Source organism: Niallia sp. Man26 (genome assembly GCF_022049065.2).
Lineage (GTDB): Bacteria > Bacillota > Bacilli > Bacillales > Cytobacillaceae > Niallia.
In genome coordinates this window covers 110,903-133,488 of record NZ_CP095746.1, presented here as the reverse complement: position 1 = coordinate 133,488, position 22,586 = coordinate 110,903, and the positions used below count along the sequence as shown (strand labels likewise).

26 protein-coding genes and 1 pseudogene are annotated in these 22,586 nt (G+C 32.4%); 5 read left to right on the top strand and 22 right to left on the bottom strand.

Annotation, left to right across the window (positions count from 1 at the left end):
• Positions 1–41: 41 nt before the first annotated feature.
• Positions 42–944, bottom strand: a complete 903-nt coding sequence (locus L8T27_RS28090) for a C39 family peptidase (protein ID WP_127739834.1) — start codon at positions 942–944, stop codon at positions 42–44.
• Between the two features lie 159 nt (positions 945–1,103).
• Between L8T27_RS28090 and L8T27_RS28085 the strand changes: the two genes are divergently transcribed.
• Positions 1,104–1,403: an AbrB/MazE/SpoVT family DNA-binding domain-containing protein gene (locus tag L8T27_RS28085; RefSeq protein ID WP_127739835.1), complete on the top strand. Its 300-nt coding sequence runs from the start codon at positions 1,104–1,106 to the stop codon at positions 1,401–1,403.
• A gap of 211 nt (positions 1,404–1,614) precedes the next feature.
• Here L8T27_RS28085 and L8T27_RS28080 read toward each other — a convergent pair whose 3' ends face one another.
• Both L8T27_RS28080 and L8T27_RS28075 read right to left on the bottom strand, forming a co-directional pair.
• Positions 1,615–1,671 carry a hypothetical protein gene (locus L8T27_RS28080; protein WP_237944447.1) on the bottom strand — a complete coding sequence of 19 codons (57 nt, stop codon included), beginning with the start codon at positions 1,669–1,671 and terminating at the stop codon, positions 1,615–1,617.
• A gap of 581 nt (positions 1,672–2,252) precedes the next feature.
• Positions 2,253–3,512, bottom strand: coding sequence for a murein hydrolase activator EnvC family protein (locus L8T27_RS28075; protein WP_127739836.1), 1,260 nt, complete (start codon positions 3,510–3,512; stop codon positions 2,253–2,255).
• Positions 3,513–3,778: 266 nt separating this feature from the next.
• Between L8T27_RS28075 and L8T27_RS28070 the strand changes: the two genes are divergently transcribed.
• From L8T27_RS28070 to L8T27_RS28060, 3 genes are read left to right on the top strand one after another with little or no spacing between them, the layout of a single operon-like run.
• Entirely contained in the window at positions 3,779–5,164 is a 1,386-nt protein-coding gene (locus tag L8T27_RS28070; RefSeq protein ID WP_127739837.1) for a sensor histidine kinase, read from the top strand.
• On the top strand, positions 5,161–5,844 hold the full coding sequence (locus L8T27_RS28065) for a response regulator transcription factor (RefSeq protein WP_127739838.1): 684 nt from the start codon (positions 5,161–5,163) through the stop codon (positions 5,842–5,844). The genes L8T27_RS28070 and L8T27_RS28065 overlap by 4 nt, the downstream gene beginning before the upstream one ends.
• Complete coding sequence (locus tag L8T27_RS28060; protein ID WP_127739839.1) at positions 5,841–6,419, top strand: TVP38/TMEM64 family protein; 579 nt, start codon at positions 5,841–5,843, stop codon at positions 6,417–6,419. The genes L8T27_RS28065 and L8T27_RS28060 overlap by 4 nt, the downstream gene beginning before the upstream one ends.
• A 74-nt stretch (positions 6,420–6,493) precedes the next feature.
• Here the strand turns inward: L8T27_RS28060 and lgt are convergent, their stop codons facing one another.
• The 18 genes and pseudogenes from lgt to L8T27_RS27970 form a co-directional block, all read right to left on the bottom strand.
• Positions 6,494–7,294, bottom strand: coding sequence for a prolipoprotein diacylglyceryl transferase (gene lgt, locus L8T27_RS28055; protein WP_213084036.1), 801 nt, complete (start codon positions 7,292–7,294; stop codon positions 6,494–6,496).
• A 43-nt stretch (positions 7,295–7,337) separates the two neighbouring features.
• Positions 7,338–7,925, bottom strand: a complete 588-nt coding sequence (gene lhaT, locus L8T27_RS28050; protein ID WP_127739841.1) for a lipoprotein heptaprenylglyceryl N-acetyltransferase LhaT — start codon at positions 7,923–7,925, stop codon at positions 7,338–7,340.
• 89 nt (positions 7,926–8,014) lie between these two features.
• A complete protein-coding gene (locus L8T27_RS28045) occupies positions 8,015–9,571 on the bottom strand; it encodes a multicopper oxidase family protein (protein ID WP_127739842.1) in 1,557 nt (518 codons plus the stop codon).
• Between the two features lie 206 nt (positions 9,572–9,777).
• Positions 9,778–12,210 carry a heavy metal translocating P-type ATPase gene (locus tag L8T27_RS28040; RefSeq protein WP_182104212.1) on the bottom strand — a complete coding sequence of 811 codons (2,433 nt, stop codon included), beginning with the start codon at positions 12,208–12,210 and terminating at the stop codon, positions 9,778–9,780.
• 168 nt (positions 12,211–12,378) lie between these two features.
• Entirely contained in the window at positions 12,379–12,585 is a 207-nt protein-coding gene (gene copZ, locus L8T27_RS28035; protein WP_127739844.1) for a copper chaperone CopZ, read from the bottom strand.
• A gap of 14 nt (positions 12,586–12,599) precedes the next feature.
• Positions 12,600–12,941, bottom strand: coding sequence for a metal-sensitive transcriptional regulator (locus tag L8T27_RS28030; RefSeq protein ID WP_127739845.1), 342 nt, complete (start codon positions 12,939–12,941; stop codon positions 12,600–12,602).
• A 305-nt stretch (positions 12,942–13,246) separates the two neighbouring features.
• The gene (locus L8T27_RS28025) at positions 13,247–13,552 is read right to left on the bottom strand and encodes a hypothetical protein (RefSeq protein WP_127739846.1); all 306 of its coding nucleotides are present in this window, start codon (positions 13,550–13,552) and stop codon (positions 13,247–13,249) included.
• A gap of 131 nt (positions 13,553–13,683) precedes the next feature.
• Positions 13,684–14,802 (bottom strand): stage II sporulation protein P, encoded by a 1,119-nt coding sequence (gene spoIIP, locus L8T27_RS28020; protein ID WP_127739847.1) that lies wholly within the window; start codon positions 14,800–14,802, stop codon positions 13,684–13,686.
• A 172-nt stretch (positions 14,803–14,974) separates the two neighbouring features.
• Positions 14,975–15,223: a YwmB family TATA-box binding protein gene (locus L8T27_RS28015; RefSeq protein WP_127739848.1), complete on the bottom strand. Its 249-nt coding sequence runs from the start codon at positions 15,221–15,223 to the stop codon at positions 14,975–14,977.
• Positions 15,224–15,261: 38 nt separating this feature from the next.
• Complete coding sequence (locus L8T27_RS28010) at positions 15,262–15,474, bottom strand: hypothetical protein (RefSeq protein WP_127739849.1); 213 nt, start codon at positions 15,472–15,474, stop codon at positions 15,262–15,264.
• Between the two features lie 48 nt (positions 15,475–15,522).
• Positions 15,523–16,646, bottom strand: a protein-coding gene (locus L8T27_RS28005) for an IS3 family transposase (protein ID WP_481858885.1) whose coding sequence is annotated in 2 segments (ribosomal slippage) — positions 15,523–16,400 and positions 16,400–16,646 — 1,125 coding nt in all. Because the reading frame shifts where the segments join, the coding sequence is not laid out codon by codon here.
• A 14-nt stretch (positions 16,647–16,660) separates the two neighbouring features.
• Positions 16,661–16,924 (bottom strand): hypothetical protein, encoded by a 264-nt coding sequence (locus tag L8T27_RS28000; RefSeq protein WP_127739851.1) that lies wholly within the window; start codon positions 16,922–16,924, stop codon positions 16,661–16,663.
• A gap of 141 nt (positions 16,925–17,065) precedes the next feature.
• On the bottom strand, positions 17,066–17,683 hold the full coding sequence (locus tag L8T27_RS27995) for an NAD(P)/FAD-dependent oxidoreductase (protein ID WP_127739852.1): 618 nt from the start codon (positions 17,681–17,683) through the stop codon (positions 17,066–17,068).
• Positions 17,684–17,762: 79 nt separating this feature from the next.
• Positions 17,763–18,629 (bottom strand): annotated as a pseudogene (locus L8T27_RS27990) (IS3 family transposase); the annotation flags it as partial.
• Positions 18,590–18,934: a helix-turn-helix domain-containing protein gene (locus L8T27_RS27985; RefSeq protein WP_127739854.1), complete on the bottom strand. Its 345-nt coding sequence runs from the start codon at positions 18,932–18,934 to the stop codon at positions 18,590–18,592. The gene L8T27_RS27985 and the pseudogene L8T27_RS27990, both read right to left, overlap by 40 nt.
• The gene (locus tag L8T27_RS27980; RefSeq protein ID WP_127739855.1) at positions 18,931–19,152 is read right to left on the bottom strand and encodes a helix-turn-helix domain-containing protein; all 222 of its coding nucleotides are present in this window, start codon (positions 19,150–19,152) and stop codon (positions 18,931–18,933) included. Before L8T27_RS27980 ends, L8T27_RS27985 begins: the two co-directional genes overlap by 4 nt.
• A 71-nt stretch (positions 19,153–19,223) precedes the next feature.
• On the bottom strand, positions 19,224–19,808 hold the full coding sequence (locus L8T27_RS27975) for a YdhK family protein (RefSeq protein ID WP_127739856.1): 585 nt from the start codon (positions 19,806–19,808) through the stop codon (positions 19,224–19,226).
• Positions 19,809–20,095: 287 nt separating this feature from the next.
• The gene (locus L8T27_RS27970; RefSeq protein WP_127739857.1) at positions 20,096–20,425 is read right to left on the bottom strand and encodes a four-helix bundle copper-binding protein; all 330 of its coding nucleotides are present in this window, start codon (positions 20,423–20,425) and stop codon (positions 20,096–20,098) included.
• A 161-nt stretch (positions 20,426–20,586) separates the two neighbouring features.
• Here L8T27_RS27970 and L8T27_RS27965 point away from each other — a divergent pair, with 161 nt between their 5' ends.
• Positions 20,587–21,258 (top strand): response regulator transcription factor, encoded by a 672-nt coding sequence (locus L8T27_RS27965; protein WP_127739858.1) that lies wholly within the window; start codon positions 20,587–20,589, stop codon positions 21,256–21,258.
• A gap of 299 nt (positions 21,259–21,557) precedes the next feature.
• Here L8T27_RS27965 and L8T27_RS27960 read toward each other — a convergent pair whose 3' ends face one another.
• Complete coding sequence (locus L8T27_RS27960) at positions 21,558–22,451, bottom strand: hypothetical protein (protein ID WP_127739859.1); 894 nt, start codon at positions 22,449–22,451, stop codon at positions 21,558–21,560.
• Positions 22,452–22,586 lie beyond the last annotated feature (135 nt).

The window sequence follows — 22,586 nt, the reverse complement described above, 5'->3', positions numbered from 1 at the left end:
CTTATTTCCACTTGAACTGTAATTCTGTTAATAAGTTATTCTTAGTTTAACTTTAATGAAAGGGCTTGGCTCCCCATTTGTTTCCAAGCATCTATAAATGGTCCTAATTGTACTTTTTTGTTCTTTTCACCACTAATGGGATCATTAAAGAATACGAAAGAATTATCATACCCTGTAATTAGCACAGAATGTTCTTTATACGTTATTTCAACTTTTCCATTTGGTGTCTCCCATTCCTCAAAAGAGGTATTAGGCAATTTTTTATAACTTGTGTTAGTAATTATCCAAACAGGTCTGTCATTTGAAAGATATAATTTTAATTCCTCAAACTGTTTTCCTGTTAAATTTTCTATTTTGTTTGGTAGATACTCTTCTGCCAACTCCATTATAGGTCTATGATAAACCCCATATCCTGGATTGTTATACGAATACATGTCTCCAATATATCCTTGATTTGGATCTCCCCAATGTATCTTTCCATTTTGAGTTGTTAAAGGAGTTGAATCCCTTTTTATGTTTTTAGCAAGTTCCATTTTATCTGTTTCAACTTGATAATATTGTAAAAACATTGCTAAACTAGTTACTTCACAGCCCCTAGGCAACTCTGGAAATTGCTTTATTATAGGTGCATCTATTAAAATGTCATCCTTAATTAGTTCTAAATTAGATATTGTATCTACTTCATTATCTTTGTTATTTAGTTCTTTAGGGTTTTCCCTTGTCTGTTTCAACAAAGACTTCGGTATAGAAATATCTATCGCTATTTCTTTGCGTAAAATTTCATTGACTTTCTTATTATCAATACTAAATAAAGACAATATTATGATTAAATACAAAGAAATAAGTGAAATTATAACTAATTTGGTTCTTTTCACAAGCAATATTATTAAAATACTTATACACAACAAACTTATCATAATCAAGACAATAAACTGAAATTGCATTATTATTCTCCCTAACTACTTAATAACATGAGTTTATAATCAATTCATCAAAAAAGTATGGAGAAAAGAAGGTAATTTGATTTCTGCACAATTTCTTCAATAATAATTTCTATAATAGAAAAAGTTATTATTAAAGCAAAATTAAAAAGGTGTGGAAAAATGACTGTGTATAGAAGGAGAATTTATAACAATGGACAAATCTCTGTTCCAAAAAAAGTACAGAATCTGTTGAACTTAAAAGATGGAGACCTTTTATTTATTGATATATTAGACAAATCTATTATAATAATAGCAAACCATGATAATAAAAATTTAAATCAATGTTATTTAAGCAGGAATCGTATTTCTATACCAAAGGAAATACGAAATATACTTGGAATAACAAGTGATACACCACTTATTATGGGCATCACAGATGATGAAAAGGGAATTTTTATACACATAGAGACTGGTAAGTAATTCCACTGATTTAACATTTCAAAATAAACTAAACTAGTTTATTAAAAACTTTAGAAAGAAATAGAAAAAGAACACCTTAAAGTGGAATTAAAACACAATAAGGTGTTCTTTTATAATCTTAAGAAACATCAAATCATTTAGTAGAAATTTCATTTAGTTTCCTATGCAATTCTTTATTTTCGATTTCCAAATTAATAATTCTTGCATCTAGTTATTTATTGTTCACCTTATCTTTATGTCCTCCATGACTTTTCATCATAAATAACATCATAATTGGACATATAAGTACTAGTAAAATAGATAACCATTCCATTTTTTATCACTCCTTTACTTTTTATTAGGATAATATTCAAACAAGGATTTTTTACGAGAAATTACGAAAATATTTTCAAATTTTTAAATCAAAATGAATAATATACATAGATGAATAAATTTCAATAAAAGTAGTGCAAATAGATAAATTAATAACTTGAATAATGAACTGTTTTTTATAAAGATTTTTATTCATTTTAATTTTAAGGTCGCTAAATTTTTCTCGCATAACAGAAAAACAATACTCTCCTTTTTTTCTTCTTTTTTTAGAGGTACGAAAACGAATCGCATCGAGGGGACACATATATAAATGTCCAATCCGCTATAGCATATTAATTTCTCTTTCCTTTAACTTTCGATAAAATGAAGCCTGACTAACCTTTGTAAAGGCACATATCTCATTTACCGTTTTATCTGTCAATTTCCCCCTTTTGGGTTCCATATTTATATTAAATAATTCAAAAAAAAACATTAACTTAATTAAACTTTTTTTAATCAAGTTAATGATAAAATAATTATTGTGATTAATTGGAATTTTTACAATGGAATATAGTCGAGTGGGTTGACAGCATTCGATTTAGACGCATTCCACTGACCTTTATGGAGTTCAAAATGCAAATGCTGACCAAATGATTGTCCAGTGTTACCTATAATTCCTACCTGTTGCCCCTTAGAAATAGTTTCTCCTGCCTCAACGACTCTACTATCCATGTGCGCATAAACAGTTGTATAGACCTGTCCATTAATAGAATGAGAGATAAAGACTACATTGCCATAACTTGTGGAATAATAAGATCTACTAACAACTCCATCAGCAGCAGCAACTATTGGAACATCGGCACTATTAGCAATATCTATACCAGCATGAAACTTGTTCCATCTTTCACCAAGAGTAGAAGTTAAACGCCCCTGAACTGGAGCTGTCCACGCTCCTTTTGCCTGTTTAGAAATAGTTGTATTCGAATCATTATTTATTGAAGAATTACTTGATCCAGTTTTATTTTTAACTACAGTTTCCTTCTCAGATTCTAATTTTATTGCTTTTCCAATAGCTTCATCTTGAGAATTAAGCAATGAGTTTTGTTCTTCCAAACTTAGTTTTTCATTTTCTAAATCTTTTTCTTTAGACTTTAAGGATTTCATAATATTATCCTTTTCCTTCTTTTGTATGTCTAAATCGCTTTTTAGCTTCTTTTGAGATTCACCAAAATTTTCAAGTTTTTCTAACAGGTCTTTTGCTTGATTTTGCTTATCTTCTAACAATTTTTTTTCATCCAAATGTTTTTGTATTAACTCTTGATCTGCAGTGATTATGGTTGTTACCGCTCCCGCTCTGTCTAGAAAGTCACTAAAACTTTGTGATCCTATTAAAACATCTAAATAGTTAATAGTTCCAGTCTCTTGATAGGAACGAGCTCTTTCCTTTAGCAACTCCTCACGTTGCTGTATGCGCTCTTTAAGAGTTTTTATCTCCGTATTTAACTTTTTAACCTTAGTGTTTGCTTCTTTAATATTTTCATCGTTTTCACGTATTTCGCTATTGGTTTTGGAAATCAATGTATCCAGACGTTTAATTTCTGCATTAATATCATCTTGTTCCTTTTTTATGTTTTCAAGTTCTTCTTCTGCTTTGTCTAAACCACTTTGGACTTTACTACGATTTTCTTGTATATTAATTTTTACATTTTGCAAATCCTTCTCAGAAGATGCTAATGCTAAAGATGTATTATTAAATAAAGTTAATGAAGCAGCAATCCCAATCGTTATGGTAGATTTCTTAATCAATAATTTACTCATTAGTATTTCCTTTCTTTTTAATTCTCTAGTAACAAGCAAAATTATAACATCACATTTTGTCGAATTTGGAGATGAAAATTATTACAATTACATTTCATTGTAATATCCTGATAAAATTTAAGGAGTAATTTACCACAAAATGTATGATAAAGGAGTACTTTATTCATAATAAAAATCCTATAGTGAATTATACTACCTACCTCCCTGCATAATTTCTTCATACAAATGTAGTATTATAAAAATACAATAAAAATTCAGGTGAGCTAATGAGAAAACTTTCAATAAAATTAGGAATTCTATTTTGCATAATTATTTTCGGACTAGAAGCATTTATGTTTTCTTATCTTCATAATTCTATAGTTAATGCCAGAATTGATGATGAGCTATCATCCTTACAAGCAAGAGGTAACTCTCATAGAGATATTCTAGAGAAACATTTTGTAGAAGATTCCATTAGTCACGTAATTTTAATGGAGTCAGAGGCTTTAACAGATGTAGTAATTGTTAATCAAAAAGGAGAAGTTCTAGGTTCCTCATTTGATAATGAAAATTTCAAGAAATACTTAATTTACCCCCAAAAAACAGAAATAAAGAAAAAGGGGGAAATTGTAGAGGATGACTGGAAAAATAAACCTTACATTATTACTATAAGTCCGATATTGCAAAAAAAGGAAATTATCGGTTATGTTTACATGTACCAAGAAACAGACTCCATTCACACTTTAATTGGAAGGTTAAATGAGCATTTTGTTCTTGCTGGTATAATTGCACTTCTTTTAACCTTTATTGTGATTATACTCCTTACTAAAGCTTTAACTAAACCACTCGTAAAGATGAAGGAAGCTACTTATCAAATAAGTAAAGGGAATTTCTTAGTCGATCTCCCAAAAACAAGTAATGATGAATTAGGAGAATTAGCAGTATCCTTAAAAGAATTAGCAAGAGACTTAAATTTCTTAAAAAAAGAGAGAAATGATTTTTTGGCTAGTATTTCTCATGAACTTAGAACGCCGTTAACTTATATAAAGGGTTATGCTGATATTTCTCTTAGAAAAAATATTGAAGAGGAAGAAAAAGAAAAGTACCTTCGAATTATTGTAGAAGAAGCAAATAGACTTTCTACTTTAATAGAGGACTTATTTGAGTTAGCAAAGATTGATAAAAACACATTTCTCATCCAGAAACAACAAATAAATCTATATGAGCTATTAGTGAAATTACAAATAAAAATGTCACCGGCCTTTAAAGAAAAAGAAATCGATTTAACAATTAATTGTCCTAGAACTTCTTCTTTACATGGAGACCCAGCGAGAATGGAACAAATAATATTCAACTTATTGGATAATGCTATGAAGTACTCTCCAAAAAACAGTAAAGTAGAAGTTATAGTAACAGCTAGAAAAAAAGAAACGGAAATAATTATCCATGATAATGGAAACGGAATACCCGAAGAGGATCTTCCTTATATTTTCAATCGATTTTACCGTGTTGACAAGTCAAGAACAAGATCTTTAGGGGGTACTGGACTAGGTTTATCCATTGTACAAGAATTGGTTCAAGCACATGAAGGAACAATAAGAGTAGAAAGTAAGCTTAATATCGGAACAACATTTATACTATCTTTTAAAACGTATGGAGGGGAAGTCAATTGAAACAAATCTTAATTGTAGATGATGAACAGCAAATGCTTGATCTAATTGCTCTGTATTTGTCACCATTAGGCTATCACTGCAAAAAAATAAATTCAGCAATTGATGCTTTACTTTATTTAGAATCAAACCCCGTTGATCTTATTTTATTAGATTTAATGATGCCTGATATGAATGGCTGGGAAGCATGTATAGAAATTAAAAAATACTGGGAAACTCCAATAATAATGCTTACTGCAAGAACAGATAAAAAAGATGTTGTTAAAGGGTTAAATACAGGGGCAGATGACTATATATCCAAACCTTTTGATGGTGAGGAACTTGTTGCTAGAATTGAAGCAGTATTAAGAAGAAAAGGTAATAGGTCCGAATTGATAGAGTTTGATGGCTTAGTCTTAGATCAAGAGTCCTTTGATTTACAATACCAGACGAAGAATATTCCTCTAACTCCAAAGGAATTTGCTCTTATGAAACTTTTTCTCCAAAACCTAAATAAAGTATTCACTAGAGACCATCTGATACACTCCATATGGGGACATGGAGTAGAAACTGAAGATAGAACAATAGATTCACACATAAGAAATTTGCGTGACAAACTTAGAAAGGCTGGTTTTCCTTCAGAGGAATACTTATTAACAGTATGGGGTGTTGGATACAAGTGGATTGGAAAAGAATCTGATTGAAGAACATCTTTATAGAGTATTTACCAGGGAACCCCATCGTCATAGCTGCTGTTACTATAATTGCAAATATTATAATAGCAATTTTTGGAGTTATTCCTAGTGCCTTTCTTACTACTATAAATATTATTTATTTTGATTTAAAATTAGCAATTATTATTTCAATAATTGGTGAATCATTAGGTGCTATAGTAAGTTTTATCTTATACCGTAAAGGGTTAAAACGCTTTACCACTAAGTATAAGATAAAAAGTCACTTCTTAAAAAAGTTACAAAACACAACTGAATTTAATGCCGTAATACTTATAATCCTGTTAAGAATTCTTCCTTTTATTCCTTCATGTGCCGTGACATTAACAGCAGCATTAGGTAGCATTAGAATTATCCCGTTTACTATAGCTAGTACAATAGGAAAAATTCCATCGCTTCTAATTGAAGTTTATTCCATTAATAAGGTATTCAATATCAATTTATCTGGATGGAAAGAGACAATAATATATTGCTCAATAATCCTGTTATTAATATATATTTTAAAAGAGTTAAAAAAAATAAAGCAACAAGATAAAAAATGGAGATAAAGTCACCTATCATAGAAAAAACAACAAAAAATAGGCTTCTGAAAAACTGGTGCCTATTTTTTGTAGATGTTAAATTATCTAAGTTTTTCACATTCCTGCCTTCTTCTATACCAGATTAATAGTACAGCGGCAATAAAGAATATCAAAGAAATTACTTGTGCAACCCGTAAGTTATCTGTAAGCATTAAGCTATCCGTTCTTAACCCCTCAATAAAAAACCTCCCAAAAGAATACCACATTATATAACCTAAAAATAGTTCTCCCTTTTTAAGGGTAATAATTCTTCTAACAACAATTAATAAAGTAAAGCCAAGAATATTCCATAAGGATTCATACAAAAAAGTGGGATGATAATACGCGCCCTCAATATACATTTGATTAATAATAATATCTGGCAAATTTAAATTCTCCAGAAAATCTCTAGTAACCTTGCCACCGTGAGCTTCCTGGTTCATAAAGTTCCCCCAACGTCCTATTGCCTGACCTAGTATAAGACTAGGTGCTGCTATGTCAGCCAATTGCCAAAAGGATAAACCTTTCTTTTTAGCAAAAACCCAAGCAGTCAGGACCCCTCCTATAATAGCTCCATGTATCGCAATACCCCCTTCCCATATTGCCACGATTTCTCCTATATTCTCTTTGTAATAGTCCCACTGAAATAAAATATAATAAATCCTGGCACTAATAATTGAAATAGGTATAGCCCATAATAAGAGATCGGAAAAAATGTCTTTAGGAAGTCCTTGTTTTTTAGATTCATTAGTAGCAAGAATCCACCCAAGAAGTAAACCAGCTCCAATAATTATTCCATACCAATAAACAGTGAAATTTCCAAACTCAAAAGCGATTCTATTTAACTGTTGTATGTTCTCCACAAAGATTCACCTCGTTTTAAATTTTCAAGACTGAGATTTTGTTTCAAATTTCCGGTATTGCATTTTTCTTTCTTATACAAAGAAAATACGTAATGCCAATAGAAATAACACTTAGCCAGAAAGTAAAATAGCCTATTTGCGGAATATAATTATCCAATACACTATATCTTGGCATCATGTTAAATAGATAATCAATCACATCATTATGAAGAGTCCAAATTGCAGCAACTACTAGATGCCAACCTTTTATTTTATAGAAACTTTTATATAGTAAACCCTGAATTGCCATGGCTCCATGGGAGAAAATCAGCATGTAACTAGACCAATCTAAATATCCTATCTCTATCAGAACTAATACATTCATTACAACTGCCCATATTCCATATTTAAATAACGTTACAATAGCTAGAGCCTCAAACAAAGGTAAATTTGTTCTTAAAATCAAACCAATTAATACAAACACAAAAAACAAACTAGCTGTTGGGCTATCAGGAACAAAAATTAGATATTTATTAGGTGTAACCGAAAGTTGACCACCATACCAAATAAATCCATATAATGTGCCTATAATATTGACAACTAATAGAATAAACAACACCTTTTTATCCCTTAATAATAAAGTAAAATTCAAATGTTCCCCGTCCTTTATCGGTTACTATTTTTATTAGCAGTAAAATGCTGCCCTAAAAGGCCGCATTTTATCCTATTTTATAAGATAAATTATTCTGGCTGATTATTTGCATTTTTATCAGGAGTAAAAGATGGCTGAAACCCTTTATATTTAACCATTGTTACCATACCTGCAGAAGCATGATGTAAATCATGGCAGTGGAATAGCCAATTCCCAGGATTATCAGCTTTGAAAGCTATTATATACTCATCTCCAGGTTCTAGATTTACAGTGTCTTTAATAATAGAAGCTCCCTCAAGATTTTTTCCGTTTTTACTTAGAATTTGAAAAGATGTACCATGTAAATGCATAGGATGGTCTTCACCTTTAGAGTTATTAACAAGCTTTACTTTTACAAGGTCCCCTTCTTTAACTGAAATATTTTCTGTATTCGGAAAAGCCTTTCCATTAATTGTGTAAGCCGTATTATTATCTAATACCTCTGTATTTAGGTTCATTGTATATTTAACATCATATTTCTGATTTAAAGTGAACTCACTTTCTTTTGAGGAACCATAATTTGTGTAAGTGAACTCTGGAAGTTCTTTCTCCTGATTCGGTTTGTCTGTAGATAAGGAACTTCCTTCATATTGTAGTTTCACTTTCATTCCAGCAGTTCCTTCCATATTTCCATGACACTCCAGAAACCACTCCCCTGGGTTATCTGCTACAAACTCAATATCATACCGTTCACCTGGCGATATAGAAATTAACTGATTTTCTATTACTTCTGGGTTGTCTATTTCTTGCCCATCAATCGCAACAACCTTAAATTTCTGACCATGCAAATGCATTTTGTGTGTCATATACCCAATATTAGCCAAACGGAGTCTTACCGTCTCACCCTCCTTCATTTTTAAAGGCTCAATAATCTCACCACTTTTTCCATTGATGGTAAAGATGTCATATGCGCTCATATCGTCCATCGTCATGCTTGCACCATCATTACTCGTATCCATATCCATATCTTCCATTTCATCACTTTCACCCATGTCCATACCTTCCATATCACTCATATCCATACCTTCCTCTGGATTACTCATCCATTCGTCAAGCATTAACGTATAATCACGATCGTATGTTTTTTCTTTTGGTTCAACAATTAAGGCACCATATAGACCTTTATCAAGTTGATTAACACCGTCTTGATGAGTGTGATACATATAAGTGCCAGGAGTTTGGGGTGTAAACTCATAAGTAAATGTTTCACCTGGTTGTACAGCATTTTGAGTAACACCCGGAATACCATCCATATTATTTGGGAGAACAAGTCCATGCCAATGTATAGTTACAGGATCGGCTAATTCATTTTTTAAGTTGATTTTTACTTTCTCCCCTTGCATTACACGTATTTGAGAACCTGGAACCGAACCATTAAAAGTCCAAGCATCTACACTGACTTCTTTTGTCAATTGATGCTTTGCTTCTTTCGCGACAATAGAAAACTCGTTCCCTTTTAAGATTTCAGGTTCAGTTGTTTCTTCTGTAGTAATCTTCTCAGGCTGATTTTCAACATCTGCTCGATTTGTATTTTCGTTTTGTTTATTTGAGCATGCCGAAAGAATTAACAATATAAATCCAATTAATGCTATTATTTTTAATTTCATTCTCTCTCCTCACTTTCATGAATTATCATATTAAAAATAATTGGAGATTTTATGCATTTTATATGAACAAAAGTTCATAAATTTTAACGTTTTAACCTAACAAAAACTAGAACTTATTGGTAGAAATAAATCTGCAACAACAATAAACAGTAGTTACTTAAATAAAACAAAGAACCTGCAAGATATTTGCAGGTTCTTTTATCAACTTATCTAATAGGTTTCCATCTACGGAGGAATAATGTATTTCCTACAACAGATACGGAACTAAAAGCCATAGCACCACCGGCAAGTATTGGATTTAATAAACCAATTGCCGCAACAGGGATAAGGATGATATTATATGCAAATGCCCAAAACAAATTCTGGCGTATCTTTCGCATCGTTGATTTCGAAAGAAGAATTATATCGACTATCCCCATCAAATCTCCCCGCATTAAGGTAATATCAGCAGCCTCCATTGCAACATCAGTACCAGTCCCAATTGCAATTCCTACATCAGCCGAAGCAAGTGCGGGAGCATCATTAATTCCATCTCCAACCATTGCAACAACTTTTCCTTCTTGCTTCAGTTTTTCTACTTCGGCAGATTTGTCTTCTGGCAGAACTTCAGCAAGTACTCGGTCCACACCAACTTGCTTGGCAATAGCTTCTGCTGTAAGTCGGTTGTCCCCAGTAATCATGATGACCTCAATACCTAGTTGCTTTAGAGCCTTAATAGCATCTGTAGATGTTTCTTTAACAGTATCTGCCACAGCAATTATGGCTGCTAGACTTTCATCAATAGCCATAAGCATAGCAGTTTTTCCCTCACCCTCGAATTTTTCCATAGTATCAATAGAAGAACTAATATTCACCTTATTTTGAGCCATAAGCTTTTTATTACCGATTAAAATCCTTTGATTATTGATACTAACCTCAATCCCATGCCCCGGTATAGCTTTAAAGTTAGTTGCATTTAATAAATTTAACCCTTTATCAGACGCACTGTTTACAATAGCTTCACCAAGTGGATGTTCTGAACCTTTTTCTGCAGTTGCAGCAATTTGTAAAATTTCATCTTGAGAAAGATTTCCGAAGGGAACAATATCTGTTACATCAGGTTCGCCCTTTGTAATAGTACCGGTTTTATCTAACACAACTGTTGTTACACGCTGTGAGTTTTGTAGATGTTCTGCACCTTTTATAAGTAATCCATTTTCAGCCCCTTTACCTGTCCCTACCATCACAGCTGTTGGTGTGGCTAATCCTAAAGCACATGGACATGCGATAACTAGTACTGCAATTGTACTAACTAACGCTGGGGTAAATCCAAGAAGTACGAATGTAATACCAAATGTCGCTAAAGCTATTACAATTACAATTGGTACAAATACTGCTGATATTTTATCTGCAACTTGCTGAATTGGCGCTTTGGATCCTTGGGCTTCTTCAACTAGTTTAATTATTTGCGAAAGAGCAGTATCTTTTCCAACTTTAGTTGCCTGGAATTTAAACGAACCATGTTTATTCATAGTAGCACCAATAACATTATCTCCAGCTTTCTTACCAACAGGCATGCTTTCTCCTGTTAACATAGATTCATCAACTGTAGTATTTCCTTCTATAATTATTCCGTCAACTGGTATCTTTTCGCCTGCCCTAACGAAAATAATATCTTCTGTTTGAACATCTTCTAGTGGTATATCCACTTCCATACCATTACGGATAACTCTAGCTGTCTTTGCCTGTAAACCCATTAATTTTTTTATAGCCTCAGAAGTTTGACCTTTTGCCCTTATTTCCAGTAGCTTTCCTAAAACAATTAGAGTCATAACCACAGCTGCGGCTTCAAAATAAAGAAATTGCCCAGTCCCCATTATGGTAACAACTAAACTGTATAAATAGGCCGCTGATGTTCCTAGCACTACTAGTACAGCCATATTTGCGCTACCTCCTCGAACTGAATTATAAGCATCGCGGTAATAATGACCACCAACATAAAATTGAACTACTGTGGCTAGTAAAAATTGAATCCAAGGATTTAAGTGGAAAAACCCTCCATTTCCGTACTCCATCATAAAATCTGATATCATCATGATTAAGAAAGGTATAGATAAAATAGCACCAACAATAAATTTTATTTTTTGTTTTCTATATGCTTTTTCTCGAGCACTTTGTTCATAATCCCCATCATTTTCACTAATTAATTTTGCATCATAGCCAGCCTTCTTTACTACATTAACTAATTGATCTACATTGGTACTTCCCGGAATATATTCAACACTGGCCTTCTCTGTTGCAAGATTAACAGTAGCATTTTTCACTCCGTCTACCTTATTTAATACTTTTTCAATACGAGTAGCACAAGCGGCGCATGTCATACCTATGATATTTAAATTTACTTTTTCTTGTTCAACCCCATACCCTGTTTTGTTAACTTTTTCAATTATTTCCTCAATTGAAACTTGTGATGGATTATAGGTCACTGCTGCTTTTTCTGTAGCTAGATTTACATTTGCTTGTTGAACGCCTTGCACTTTTGATATGTTTTTTTCAATACGAGTTGCGCATGCTGCACATGTCATTCCAGTAATATTTAGTGAAACATTTTCACTAGTATTAGGTTTTGGTTGTGCTAATGAACCATTTTCTGTTGACATTTTATACCCTCCTATAACTTTCATTTACAGTTATAAAATCCTTTATTAATTTGACACAAAAAAGGTTTTATATTCTCTTCATAGTCCACATAAAAAATACCCCCTACAGGTATATTTATTTTATAAAGAGAGGGCAACGTTATTTTTTAACGTTCGCCCCTGTTAGTATTACTGTACTTCGTAACCCTGATCATCAATTGTTTCTTTAATTTTATCTAATGTAACTACCTCTTTATCAAACTCTACAAATACAGATCCGGCTCCAAGATCAACTTTTACATTTGATACGCCATCAATTTTACCTACACTACCTTCGATTGAGTTTACGCAATGATTACAAGACATACCCTGTACGTTCAATTTTACTTTTTCCATAATTATCTTCTCCCTTATTTTTTCATTAGTTTTTGTATTGTTACTAAAACTTCATCTAATACTTCTAAGTCACCTTCTTGTATTCGCTCAACAACGCACTCTTTCAGGTGACCCTCCAGTAAAATCTTTGCAACGCTATTTATAGCAGCTTGTGTAGCAGATATCTGTGTTATGACATCATCACAATAAGTATCTTTCTCTATTAATCCTTTTATACCTCGTATTTGACCTTCAATCCGATTTAACCTAGTTATAAGGTTTTGTTTGACCTTATTGGAGTGATGGCTTTTTCGATCACTTGAAGTGGAACAATGAGTTTCCTCTAAAGACTCATCATTATCTAAAAAAGATGTCATTAATACATTCACCTCCACAAACAAAGTATACTATACCCCCGCACCCTATGTAAAGCCTAAAGTTAATTTTTTCTTCTATTTATCGCTGGTCATACCCAAGGGTTTTTTTCAGCTTTGTCTTTGTAATAAGATTTTATAGAAGAATAAGTCACATATAACTCCCCTTGTTTTAAAAAGGATTTAAATGGTACTGTAGCAAACGTATGTATGAAATAAACCTAAAGTAACCTAGGCGTACCCTTTTCAGATTTTAATTAAGTTACTTAAGATCAACGTGTATATGGTTACTTAATATTTGATGACCATCACATTTTGTTGTGATTATATCCGATTACTATATTCCTATCTTCTTTCATTTCCTTACATACATATTCTTCTTCAAAAACCTGTACATCCTTGTTATTTTTAGAAATCACTATATTGTCTGGAATATCGACTAAATTCCAATTTTTATCTAACTTATAATTATTTCTTATAAGAACTACTTCTTTTACTTTTTCTTTACTATCCACCACGGATTTTGTTTTTTCATTTTGCGCGGTTATACATGCTGCTAAGATAAGGATGATTAAAGAAAGGAATGTTGTTTTTACTGCCAATTTGAAATTCATTCTCTTTTCTCCATTCCATTGTTCTAGTGGTTAATATAAATTAAAATTTGGAGAAAGTGTGGATTTTTAATCTTTACACCAAATTTATATGTTTATAATAATCACCCGCACAATTAGTACTGGAAATATATTTAATTATTTACTTCCTCTACTTGTTTATAATATTCACTAAACACCTCTGCAAATTTTTCAACCGTATTTGAAAGTTCCTTCTGTGTATTATCCACCCCACCAAATTCCAGGAGAATAGAATTACTTGATAAATCTTGATTATAAACTCCATTACCTTCATCTTTACTTTTCACAAAAACTCCTCTACTAATCCCAGGAATTTTATTTTCTAATCTTTCGTTTAAATCTTTGGCCAATTTAAGATTTCGTTCATAGTTTTTATTATCCTTTCCAACTACAAAGAATAATCTTGCATATTCGATTCCATCATAATTTAATGTAGTTATTTTTCTTGCCTGTGAATCCCTATGTATATCAATAAGGTATACTAAAGAGTTTTCCTTGGCAGTTGCTTCTTGTACGATTTCTCTTGTTAAACTATAAGATTGTGAATAACCCCAACCCTTCTTTTTAAGTTCTGCAGTTACATTGGTAGTACTATGTTCAGTCCCTATACCTCTCTCTAGTAATTCATTCTGTAATTGGGTACCCACTTGAATAACATTTCTCGTTTCATCTATGCTAGACGCCTGATTAGGATTTGTCACACCTGAAAGTTGTGGTAAAAAAGCTTCCCAACTATGAGTATGATATATATAAACAACCTTTTTATCAGAAGTATCCTTCTTTGGGGTTTCAATTTTCTCTTCATTAGAGCTGCTATTTTTATTACTGTCATTTAAAAGAATGGCATCATTAGGAGGTGGAGACTCAATTGGCAATGTTGCTAAATTCGTTCCTTTCCCCGCAATAGCTATCTCTGTATTAAATTGCGAAAATCCTACTAATTCTCTTCCTAAAAAGGTTCTTATATCATCTGGCCAAATATTTGAAGTAACCCAAACCACACCGTTTAAAATGGAGGGTTTTACTATTTCTTTGTTCACATCTGATAAATTAAATTGTACAATTTCATTTGCTAATAAAGAGGAAAGCATATCTGCATCTAGTTGCTTTGTAGAGGTTGATACAATATCTGAAGAAAGCTTGATATCTAATTTCAGATAATTTATTAGAAAAATACTAAAATACATCACTAAAATAATAGCTAGTAGATAACCATTTACTTTTAGAATCATATTAGACCCTCCTTATTAGATAGTGTTATCTACATATTTATATGTGATAGATTCACCAGTAGTCTGCATATTTTCTGCACATTAATAGAGATAGAATTTTTTAGAATGGTATAATCTACTTCTCTTGCATAAAAAAATGGCATACTCATTATGGTAGCCATAGTTAAAACCTTCAATATTCTTCTGTTATTATGGGGCTTCCAATTGTTAAATTATAAGCGTTTTGGAGATCTTTATTAGTCCTTATACCAAATTGAACATTAAATTTATTTTTTTTACTACTAGTTAAATAATTTTCCCACGACTTGTTATAGGCTGTAATTGAGACAAAATCATCCTCAACTAATTTTTCAATAGATTTTACTGAAAATTTTTTTACAAGTAAAGTTGAAATTTGTTCAATATTTTCTTGCTTTTTCATTAATGCCTTGACTGTAAAATAGTATTCTTCTTTCTCATCTATGTTAATAATACTTTTTTGTATTCCTCTTTATTCCAACCCCTATTTTTATAACTATAGGTTTCCAAAATATTATATTTATCAGTTTCTTTAAATGCAGTTAGGGTAATTAACTGTTCTCTATTCTTCTCTTTTAATGAACCAGTTAACTTAATATGATGGTTTTCATCTTTCTCCACTTCCCAGTTAAACTGTTGATATTTTTTCTTCAACTCAGATTTTCTTTTATAGTGGAATGTCAACACCAAACTGGACAACTTTTATAAGGCCTGTTTCTTGAATTCTACTGGCGTTAAGTAACCGAGTGTTCCATGAATTCGAATATGGTTAAACCAATGAACATAATCATTTAATTTCAGTTTTAGCTGTTCAAGAGAAGTAAAATGGGCTCCATTTGCGAATTCCGTTTTGAAGACTTTGAACATAGCTTCGGCGACGGCGTTATCGTATGGACATCCCTTTGTACTCAAAGATCTTTGAATCCCAAATGTTTCTAAAGCCTCGGAAAGTAGTTTATTATCAAACTCTTTTCCTCGGTCTGTATGAAACAGTTGAATGTTATGAAAGTTACCTTTAATGCTTGCCAATGCTTTATATACCAGGTCAGCTGTCTTATTTGGACCAGCACTATAGCCGATAATTTCTCGGTTGAAAAGATCGACAAATAAGCATACGTAATGCCATTTTTTCTCGACACGGACGTATGTTAAATCACTTACAACTACTGTTAATGCTTCTTCTTGGTTAAATGGACGTTTTAACTCGTTTCGGGTAGGAGCTTCATTACTGGATTGTTTATATGGCTTGTATTGTGCCACCGTATAATTCGATACCAAGCCTAGTTGTTTCATAATCCGACCGATTCGACGACGAGAAACGATCCAGTTTTGCTTCTTTAACTCTACTTTGAGTTTGCGAGTACCATAGTTACAACGACTTCCCTTAAAAATGCGTTGAATTTCATTGGAAAGCTCCACTTCTTCTCTTTCATGGGCTTCTTTTTCGCACAAATTGGCTTGATAGTAGTAACTACTTTTGGGTATATGGAGGACGTTACACATTGCTGATACTGAATATTTGTGTGTGTTATTTCGAATCACATTTATTTTCGTCCCATGATCAGCGCAGCTTGCTTTAAAATGTCATTCTCCATCATTAAGCGTTGGTTTTCTTTGCGTAATCTCATTAACTCGTTCTCTTCCTCTGTACGATTATCTTTCGCAAAAAAGGATCCAGTTTCTTGATGATTTTTAATCCAACGATCTAATGAGGATGGTGTGATTTCATACTCTCGGCAGATATCCGCACGGGACTTTCCATTTTCATATAGCTTTACTAATTGAAGTTTAAATTCGGCTGTAAAAGTTCTACGTTGGCGCGGCATTGTACCAAGCTCCTTTAGGTTAGTATGTTTAGTGTACTAGCCCTTATAAATTCTGTCCAACTTAGTGTAGCCGATTCATAGTATTTCTTTAATGAAGAATCACTCTTCTCCTCTTTTTTTGTGAAGATAGACCACTGAGCAATATTAGCATTTATCGATTGGAGATTATCAATAGTTTGTAGTAATTTATCCTCTTTTCCAAGGACCTTAAAATTAAAATGAAAAAATAAAGAAATTAAAAGGACAGAAGCTGTTGAATAGATAATTGTTTTCTTCATATAAATATCCCCCTTCTAGCTTCATACTGTCCTATTTTAATTGTTTTTATACCTAATAGTCTTTTAATCTATTAAGCAAATATTAACTAGCAAAAATATGAAAAGGTTATAAAGCAAACTCTATAACCTTTTCTATCAAAATCAAAGACTTTCCTTGATTCGATCTATTCCCACTCGCTTAACAAATTTATAAAATTTTTCTCTCTTCTTACCTTCACAAATATATAATTCTATGATTTTATCAGCCTTTTGATATAGTTGCTCTGGTGAAAGATCCTTAAATAATAATGTTCCTATTTCTGCATCTTTCCCAGTACTTTCCCCCCCAATATACAAGGAATAAGTATCTTTTATTTTCATTACTCCTATATCGTTTACTAATGGTTCACCACAACCCACGGGACAACCAGTATAAGCAAATTTCAAAGTAAATGGTACTTCCCTACCTGCAACTCTTCTGTTCAATTCCTGTGCTACAGGCATACCTTCCTCCTCAGAACCTTTACAAAAATTACATGTACGTAGGCTTTTCACATAATTGCCTACTGGATAACAACTTAATCCAGACATCCTAAATTCCTTCATTATTTCTTGAGCATTACTTTTTGGAATCTCTAAATATATTTGTTGGAAGGTAGTTAATTCTACCTCTTGATTCTCATCTAAATATTTAGCCAGAATCGATAGTTGCCTTGCATTTATTCTAGCTCCGAACTGGATACCACCGTTAACAGTAATTTTTATCTTTTCAGCCCCCATTTTGTCCAACTCCCATATTAATTTTAATGATAAAAAAAGGCTACCGTAAGGTAGTGACCCCTTAAAGTTAGAGTTTTTATTACACAGCTAATTGGCTGGCATGAGTTCGGAATTTTACCGGACTCATGCCGGCCAGTTTTTGTTTAATTCGATCGTTGTTATAGTAATGGATGTACTTCTCAATCTTCATCTTCAAGGCTTCATAAGAAATTAATTGTTCTCCGTAATACATTTCCTGCTTCAGTAAGCCAAAGAAGTTTTCCATTGCTGCATTGTCTGCACATGTTGCTTTGCGAGACATGCTTTGGTACATCTTATTTTCTTTCAATGTGTGTACCCATTTGTAGTGCTGATAGTGCCAGCCTTGATCGGAGTGAATGGTGGTTCTATATTTGGCACGCTCTTGAATAATAGGAAGCACCTGTTTTAATGAATCCATCACAAATTCCAGCGTTGGACTTTTAGACATACTAAACCCAATAATTTCGCCGTTATATAAATCCATGATAGGGCTTAAATACAACTTCTCATCATTTGTACATTTGAATTCCGTTACGTCGGTCACAACTTTTTGAAGGGTATGTGGTGTGTGGAAACGACGGTTCAAACGATTTTTCGCCACTTTCCCAACCGTACCTTTATACGATTTGTAGCGTGATTTACGCACGAATTTTTCGCATTTCAAACCTAGTTTCTTCATGATACGTTGTACTTTCTTATGGTTAACGGGGTAACCTTGCGTTTTCAATTCCGCATGAATACGACGGTAACCATATCTGCCTTCATGCTTCTCAAACGTCTCTAAAATCAGCGTTTCCCACGTTTCATTTGGATTCTTTTGTTTCATCTGTTTGATTTGATATTGATACGTTGCCTCTGGAATTTTCACTTGTGTTAAGACATCTTTTAATCGGAATCCTTCTTCTTTAAGTTCGAAGGCGATGGCTGCTTGTGCTTTTCGAGGAAGGCATCCGGATTCTCTCGAAAAGCCTTCAACTTTTTTAAATAGGCAACCTCTAAACGAAGCATTTCATTTTCACGTTCTAACTGTTCCTCACGTGACATTGGTTTATTCTGTTTATTCGCTGTTGTTTTTGGTTTTTTAGACATAGACGGGCGCCCCTTTGCTTTTTGTTGCAGGCCCTCTATTCCTTCTTTTTCTAATTTACTGTTCCAATTGGCGATTAAACTCGGATTATTTATCCTAAATTGAATCGCTGTCTCTTGAAAAGAAGCACCTGTTTGTTTCATAAAGTGTAATACATCCAATTTGAATGAACAGGGTATTCCTCATTAACTATTTTCCGTTGTAACCCTTCCTCGCCAAAAGCTTTATAAGCACTTACCCAATTCTTAATTGGCGAAGAAGATGGAATACTGTATTTTTGCGCCAATCGGTCATAACTTAAAGCACTTTGCAAATACTCTTGTACAATTTTCAGTTTGAAATTCCCACTATATTTAGCCATAAAAAAACACCCCCAAAAGTTAGATTTCAACTCTAACTTTTGGGGTGCAGCACTTAAGATAGCCTTTTTTATTATTCTACTGGAGATAATTCACTTTCAGTAACCCATTGATGGTTCGTTACTTTTTCTCCCCCTGTAGTTGGAGTGTAATCGACCATATAAACCGTTGTTTTCTCTGCAGAATCAATTGTAGCCTTTGCCCCATTCATGCCTTCCATATGAGCTGCATTGATTATTACTTCTGTACCTGGCTCAATTGCTTCATCCCCAGCATCTTCAATTTCTTCTTGAATCACCCATTTATGGTCTGTTACTTTCTCTCCACCTGTTGTAGGTGTGTACGATATCGTATAAACAAATGTATCATAAGCACCTACAATAGTTGCCTCAGCACCGTCCATGCCTTCCATATGGTCTGCATTGATGATAGCATTACTTCCTACATCATACTTAGGATTTTCAGCGACTTTTAAACCTTCAGGCACTTCTCCTGATCCTGACATATCCATACCTTCCATATCTTGAGAAGACATATCCATACCTTCTTCTTCACTTGAGTTTGAGCTATTATCGTTGTTATTGTTAGAACAAGCAGCTAATAATAAGACCAATAGAGTCAAGATAAGACTGCTTTTCATAAAAGTTTTTTTCTTCATTTTTCCTCTCCTTTTTCTGGTTCAATAATTAGAATGCTTTTTCTCATAAAAACATCTGAAAAATGATGGGAAATATTGATTAGAATTCAGCTTCTGCTCCTCCCTATGTATTTTTCCCTATTTTACTAAGAAAAAATGCATAAATTATGCAGAATTTTTTATCCTAAATTAAGAACATCCTTATAATACTAAATAATAACAATAACGGAACAACTGAAAAAACAAAAATCCAATAAGTTATTTATTTGGTAAATAACTTATTGGATTTGTTCTATTGATAAATCAGCTTAAGAAACCATTTTTCGGCAAATCTCTGCGCATTTAAAACAAGACTCTGCACATTTTTGGCAGTGTTCATGATGACTGTGTTTTTTACATTCTTCTCCACATTTTTCACAAATCTCTGCACATAACAAACATATTTCCTTCATTACTGGACTATTAGACTGGATAGCCTTAGCGGCTAAGCTACAAATGTCTGCACACTCTCTATCTAGCCTGATGCAATCGACCATCATTTTAACGTCATCCTCTTTTAAACAAGCATCAAAACAGTAATTGCATGCCTCCATACATTCTAAACAAGCTTTTACACATTCTTCGTAAGTCATATTCATATTATTACCTCCTCAATAGTTTTAGTAACAATATTATACTTCCCATAAGATATTTAAATAAACTACATAAAAAATGCATATTTAATAGGATTTTGTTTAATTAAATGCAAAATTTCTACACAATTTTTTTATAAAATGATGAAAAAAACGCTAGGAGAATTATGATGAAAAAAATCTTAATCATAGGAGGAGACAAAGGGTATTATTGGTTTAAACTCCTAAAGAGATACGGATTTGATTGCATTGAACCCGTAAATCCTAAAGATATGATTAATTCTATTATTAGTCAAAACATTACTATGGTATTAATAGATAACTCCTCACTAAAACTAAAAGTGGAAGACATATGTAAGGAAATTAGAGTTGTTTCTTCTGTCTTTTTAGTAGTAATTAGTAATAATACTAATGATTCACTGGTTAGTATCCTTAAAAATGGTGCGGATATTTGTTTAAAAGAACCAATTTATGAAGAAGAATTATTAGCTAGGATAAACTCATTATTCCGTACTCTACCTAAAGTGAAGAGTGAAGTCTATACATTTAATCATTTACAATTAGAGAAAAGTAAGCATGAATTGACTTATAATAAAAAACTGATACCACTTTCTCAAATTGAAATTAAAATTATAGAATTGCTGATTAATAATCCTAATAAAGTTCTAACCCCCAGTTCCTTAATAAAAAGTATTTGGACACACAATCCTATTAGTCAACAAACTCTTCGCTCATACATTAGAAACATTAGAGATAAAATTAGAGAAACAGGATTTCCTATTGATAAACATTTAGAAACAATATGGGGTGTTGGTTATATTTGGAAGCAAGATGGTTGATTTTATTACGGTTATTATAGTTGATTTTTTCACTCTCTTTACCTCCCTTTAAAGTAATTTTTCCAAAAACGTTTATGATTATGCTACAACCCTAGCGACATAAAAAGGACTTCCCTTTAATTAGGAAATCCCTGTTATACTTAATACGAGGAATTACTCTTCAACACAAGAGTAGAGCTATTCCTTTACTTATAAACAAAACACTCTCTGTCTAGAGAGTGTTTTGTTTAGTCAAAATTGTTTCCCTTTTGGGTTATCTCATTCACTTTTAAAATATGTATCCATTATAACATTACCTGTTATTTTATAAGTTTTTGTAATTCTTTTACCGTTTTATCTTTTTGTTCAAATAGGTTTTGAAGTTGATTGTTTTTTGCTTTTTCCATAGTGGATATGACACCGTTTAATCTATTCTTCTCTGTTTTTTCTTTTGACTCTAAATTGCTAATTTTGTAATTAAGAACTGTTTTAGAAATCGATCCCCTTTTAAATTGAGAATTCCATTTGTCCTTTTCGAAACTAGTTGTTAAACCTAGTAATTTAATCTCTGTTTCCTTCCCTTTTATATCGTTATCAAAATGTAATCGAATGGCCTGTGTTTTGTATTTAACAACAGCTTTATTGATTAAAGTAATATTATTCATAATCTCATCTGTTCCAGCATTCATTTCTATTCTTTTAGATTCTTCTTTTTGCATGGAAGAGATATTGTATTCCATCGATTTCCCTATAGAGGCTAATTGTTTCGATTGAGAATCATTTAATTGTGCGATCTTCTTTTCAAAATTCTTCTCTATGTTCGTTTGTTCCGTATCTATATTACTTAATTTTTTATTATACGTTTGCTTCGCTTGTGTAGCATTCTTCTTTTTTTCCTCTTTATACACTTGTAACGCTTCATATCTTTGTTCCGTTATTTTAAATAGCTGACTTTTCTTTGTGACTTCCTCTACTAGAATAAGGCTCTCTATTTCTGTCTTTACTGTTTGTTTTTCCTCTTGATAGTAATCCAACATGGAATTATTCAAGTATCTTAAAATCTCATTTTCCTTCTTGGGTATACTTCCACTTGTATCAACATTAGAAGCTGCTTCTACACGTGTGTTTTCCAAAGTAATTGGATTAACCAATCCTCCAATAGTCAGTATTCCTGTAAGTGTTAATCCCATCATAAATTTCTTTTTTCTATCCATCTATTCATCTCTCCTAAGCTTTAATAGAGTAATTATATAGGGTTAAAAATAGTGCAATTGTTACTTATGTCAGTATAATCAAAAAAAGTTATTCGACATTATCCCTGACACTGTGAAAAACCTTAGTTGGTATTA

Coding starts and splice junctions, on each gene's coding strand:
- L8T27_RS28090 (WP_127739834.1), bottom strand. CDS start 944: ATGCAATTTCAGTTTATTGTCTTGATTATGATAAGTTTGTTGTGTATA.
- L8T27_RS28085 (WP_127739835.1), top strand. CDS start 1,104: ATGACTGTGTATAGAAGGAGAATTTATAACAATGGACAAATCTCTGTT.
- L8T27_RS28075 (WP_127739836.1), bottom strand. CDS start 3,512: ATGAGTAAATTATTGATTAAGAAATCTACCATAACGATTGGGATTGCT.
- L8T27_RS28070 (WP_127739837.1), top strand. CDS start 3,779: ATGAGAAAACTTTCAATAAAATTAGGAATTCTATTTTGCATAATTATT.
- L8T27_RS28045 (WP_127739842.1), bottom strand. CDS start 9,571: ATGAAATTAAAAATAATAGCATTAATTGGATTTATATTGTTAATTCTT.
- L8T27_RS28040 (WP_182104212.1), bottom strand. CDS start 12,210: ATGTCAACAGAAAATGGTTCATTAGCACAACCAAAACCTAATACTAGT.
- copZ (WP_127739844.1), bottom strand. CDS start 12,585: ATGGAAAAAGTAAAATTGAACGTACAGGGTATGTCTTGTAATCATTGC.
- L8T27_RS28030 (WP_127739845.1), bottom strand. CDS start 12,941: ATGACATCTTTTTTAGATAATGATGAGTCTTTAGAGGAAACTCATTGT.
- L8T27_RS28025 (WP_127739846.1), bottom strand. CDS start 13,552: ATGAATTTCAAATTGGCAGTAAAAACAACATTCCTTTCTTTAATCATC.
- spoIIP (WP_127739847.1), bottom strand. CDS start 14,802: ATGATTCTAAAAGTAAATGGTTATCTACTAGCTATTATTTTAGTGATG.
- L8T27_RS28015 (WP_127739848.1), bottom strand. CDS start 15,223: ATGAAAAAGCAAGAAAATATTGAACAAATTTCAACTTTACTTGTAAAA.
- L8T27_RS28000 (WP_127739851.1), bottom strand. CDS start 16,924: ATGAAGAAAACAATTATCTATTCAACAGCTTCTGTCCTTTTAATTTCT.
- L8T27_RS27995 (WP_127739852.1), bottom strand. CDS start 17,683: ATGGGGGCTGAAAAGATAAAAATTACTGTTAACGGTGGTATCCAGTTC.
- L8T27_RS27985 (WP_127739854.1), bottom strand. CDS start 18,934: ATGAAACAAACAGGTGCTTCTTTTCAAGAGACAGCGATTCAATTTAGG.
- L8T27_RS27980 (WP_127739855.1), bottom strand. CDS start 19,152: ATGGCTAAATATAGTGGGAATTTCAAACTGAAAATTGTACAAGAGTAT.
- L8T27_RS27975 (WP_127739856.1), bottom strand. CDS start 19,808: ATGAAGAAAAAAACTTTTATGAAAAGCAGTCTTATCTTGACTCTATTG.
- L8T27_RS27970 (WP_127739857.1), bottom strand. CDS start 20,425: ATGAATATGACTTACGAAGAATGTGTAAAAGCTTGTTTAGAATGTATG.
- L8T27_RS27965 (WP_127739858.1), top strand. CDS start 20,587: ATGATGAAAAAAATCTTAATCATAGGAGGAGACAAAGGGTATTATTGG.
- L8T27_RS27960 (WP_127739859.1), bottom strand. CDS start 22,451: ATGGATAGAAAAAAGAAATTTATGATGGGATTAACACTTACAGGAATA.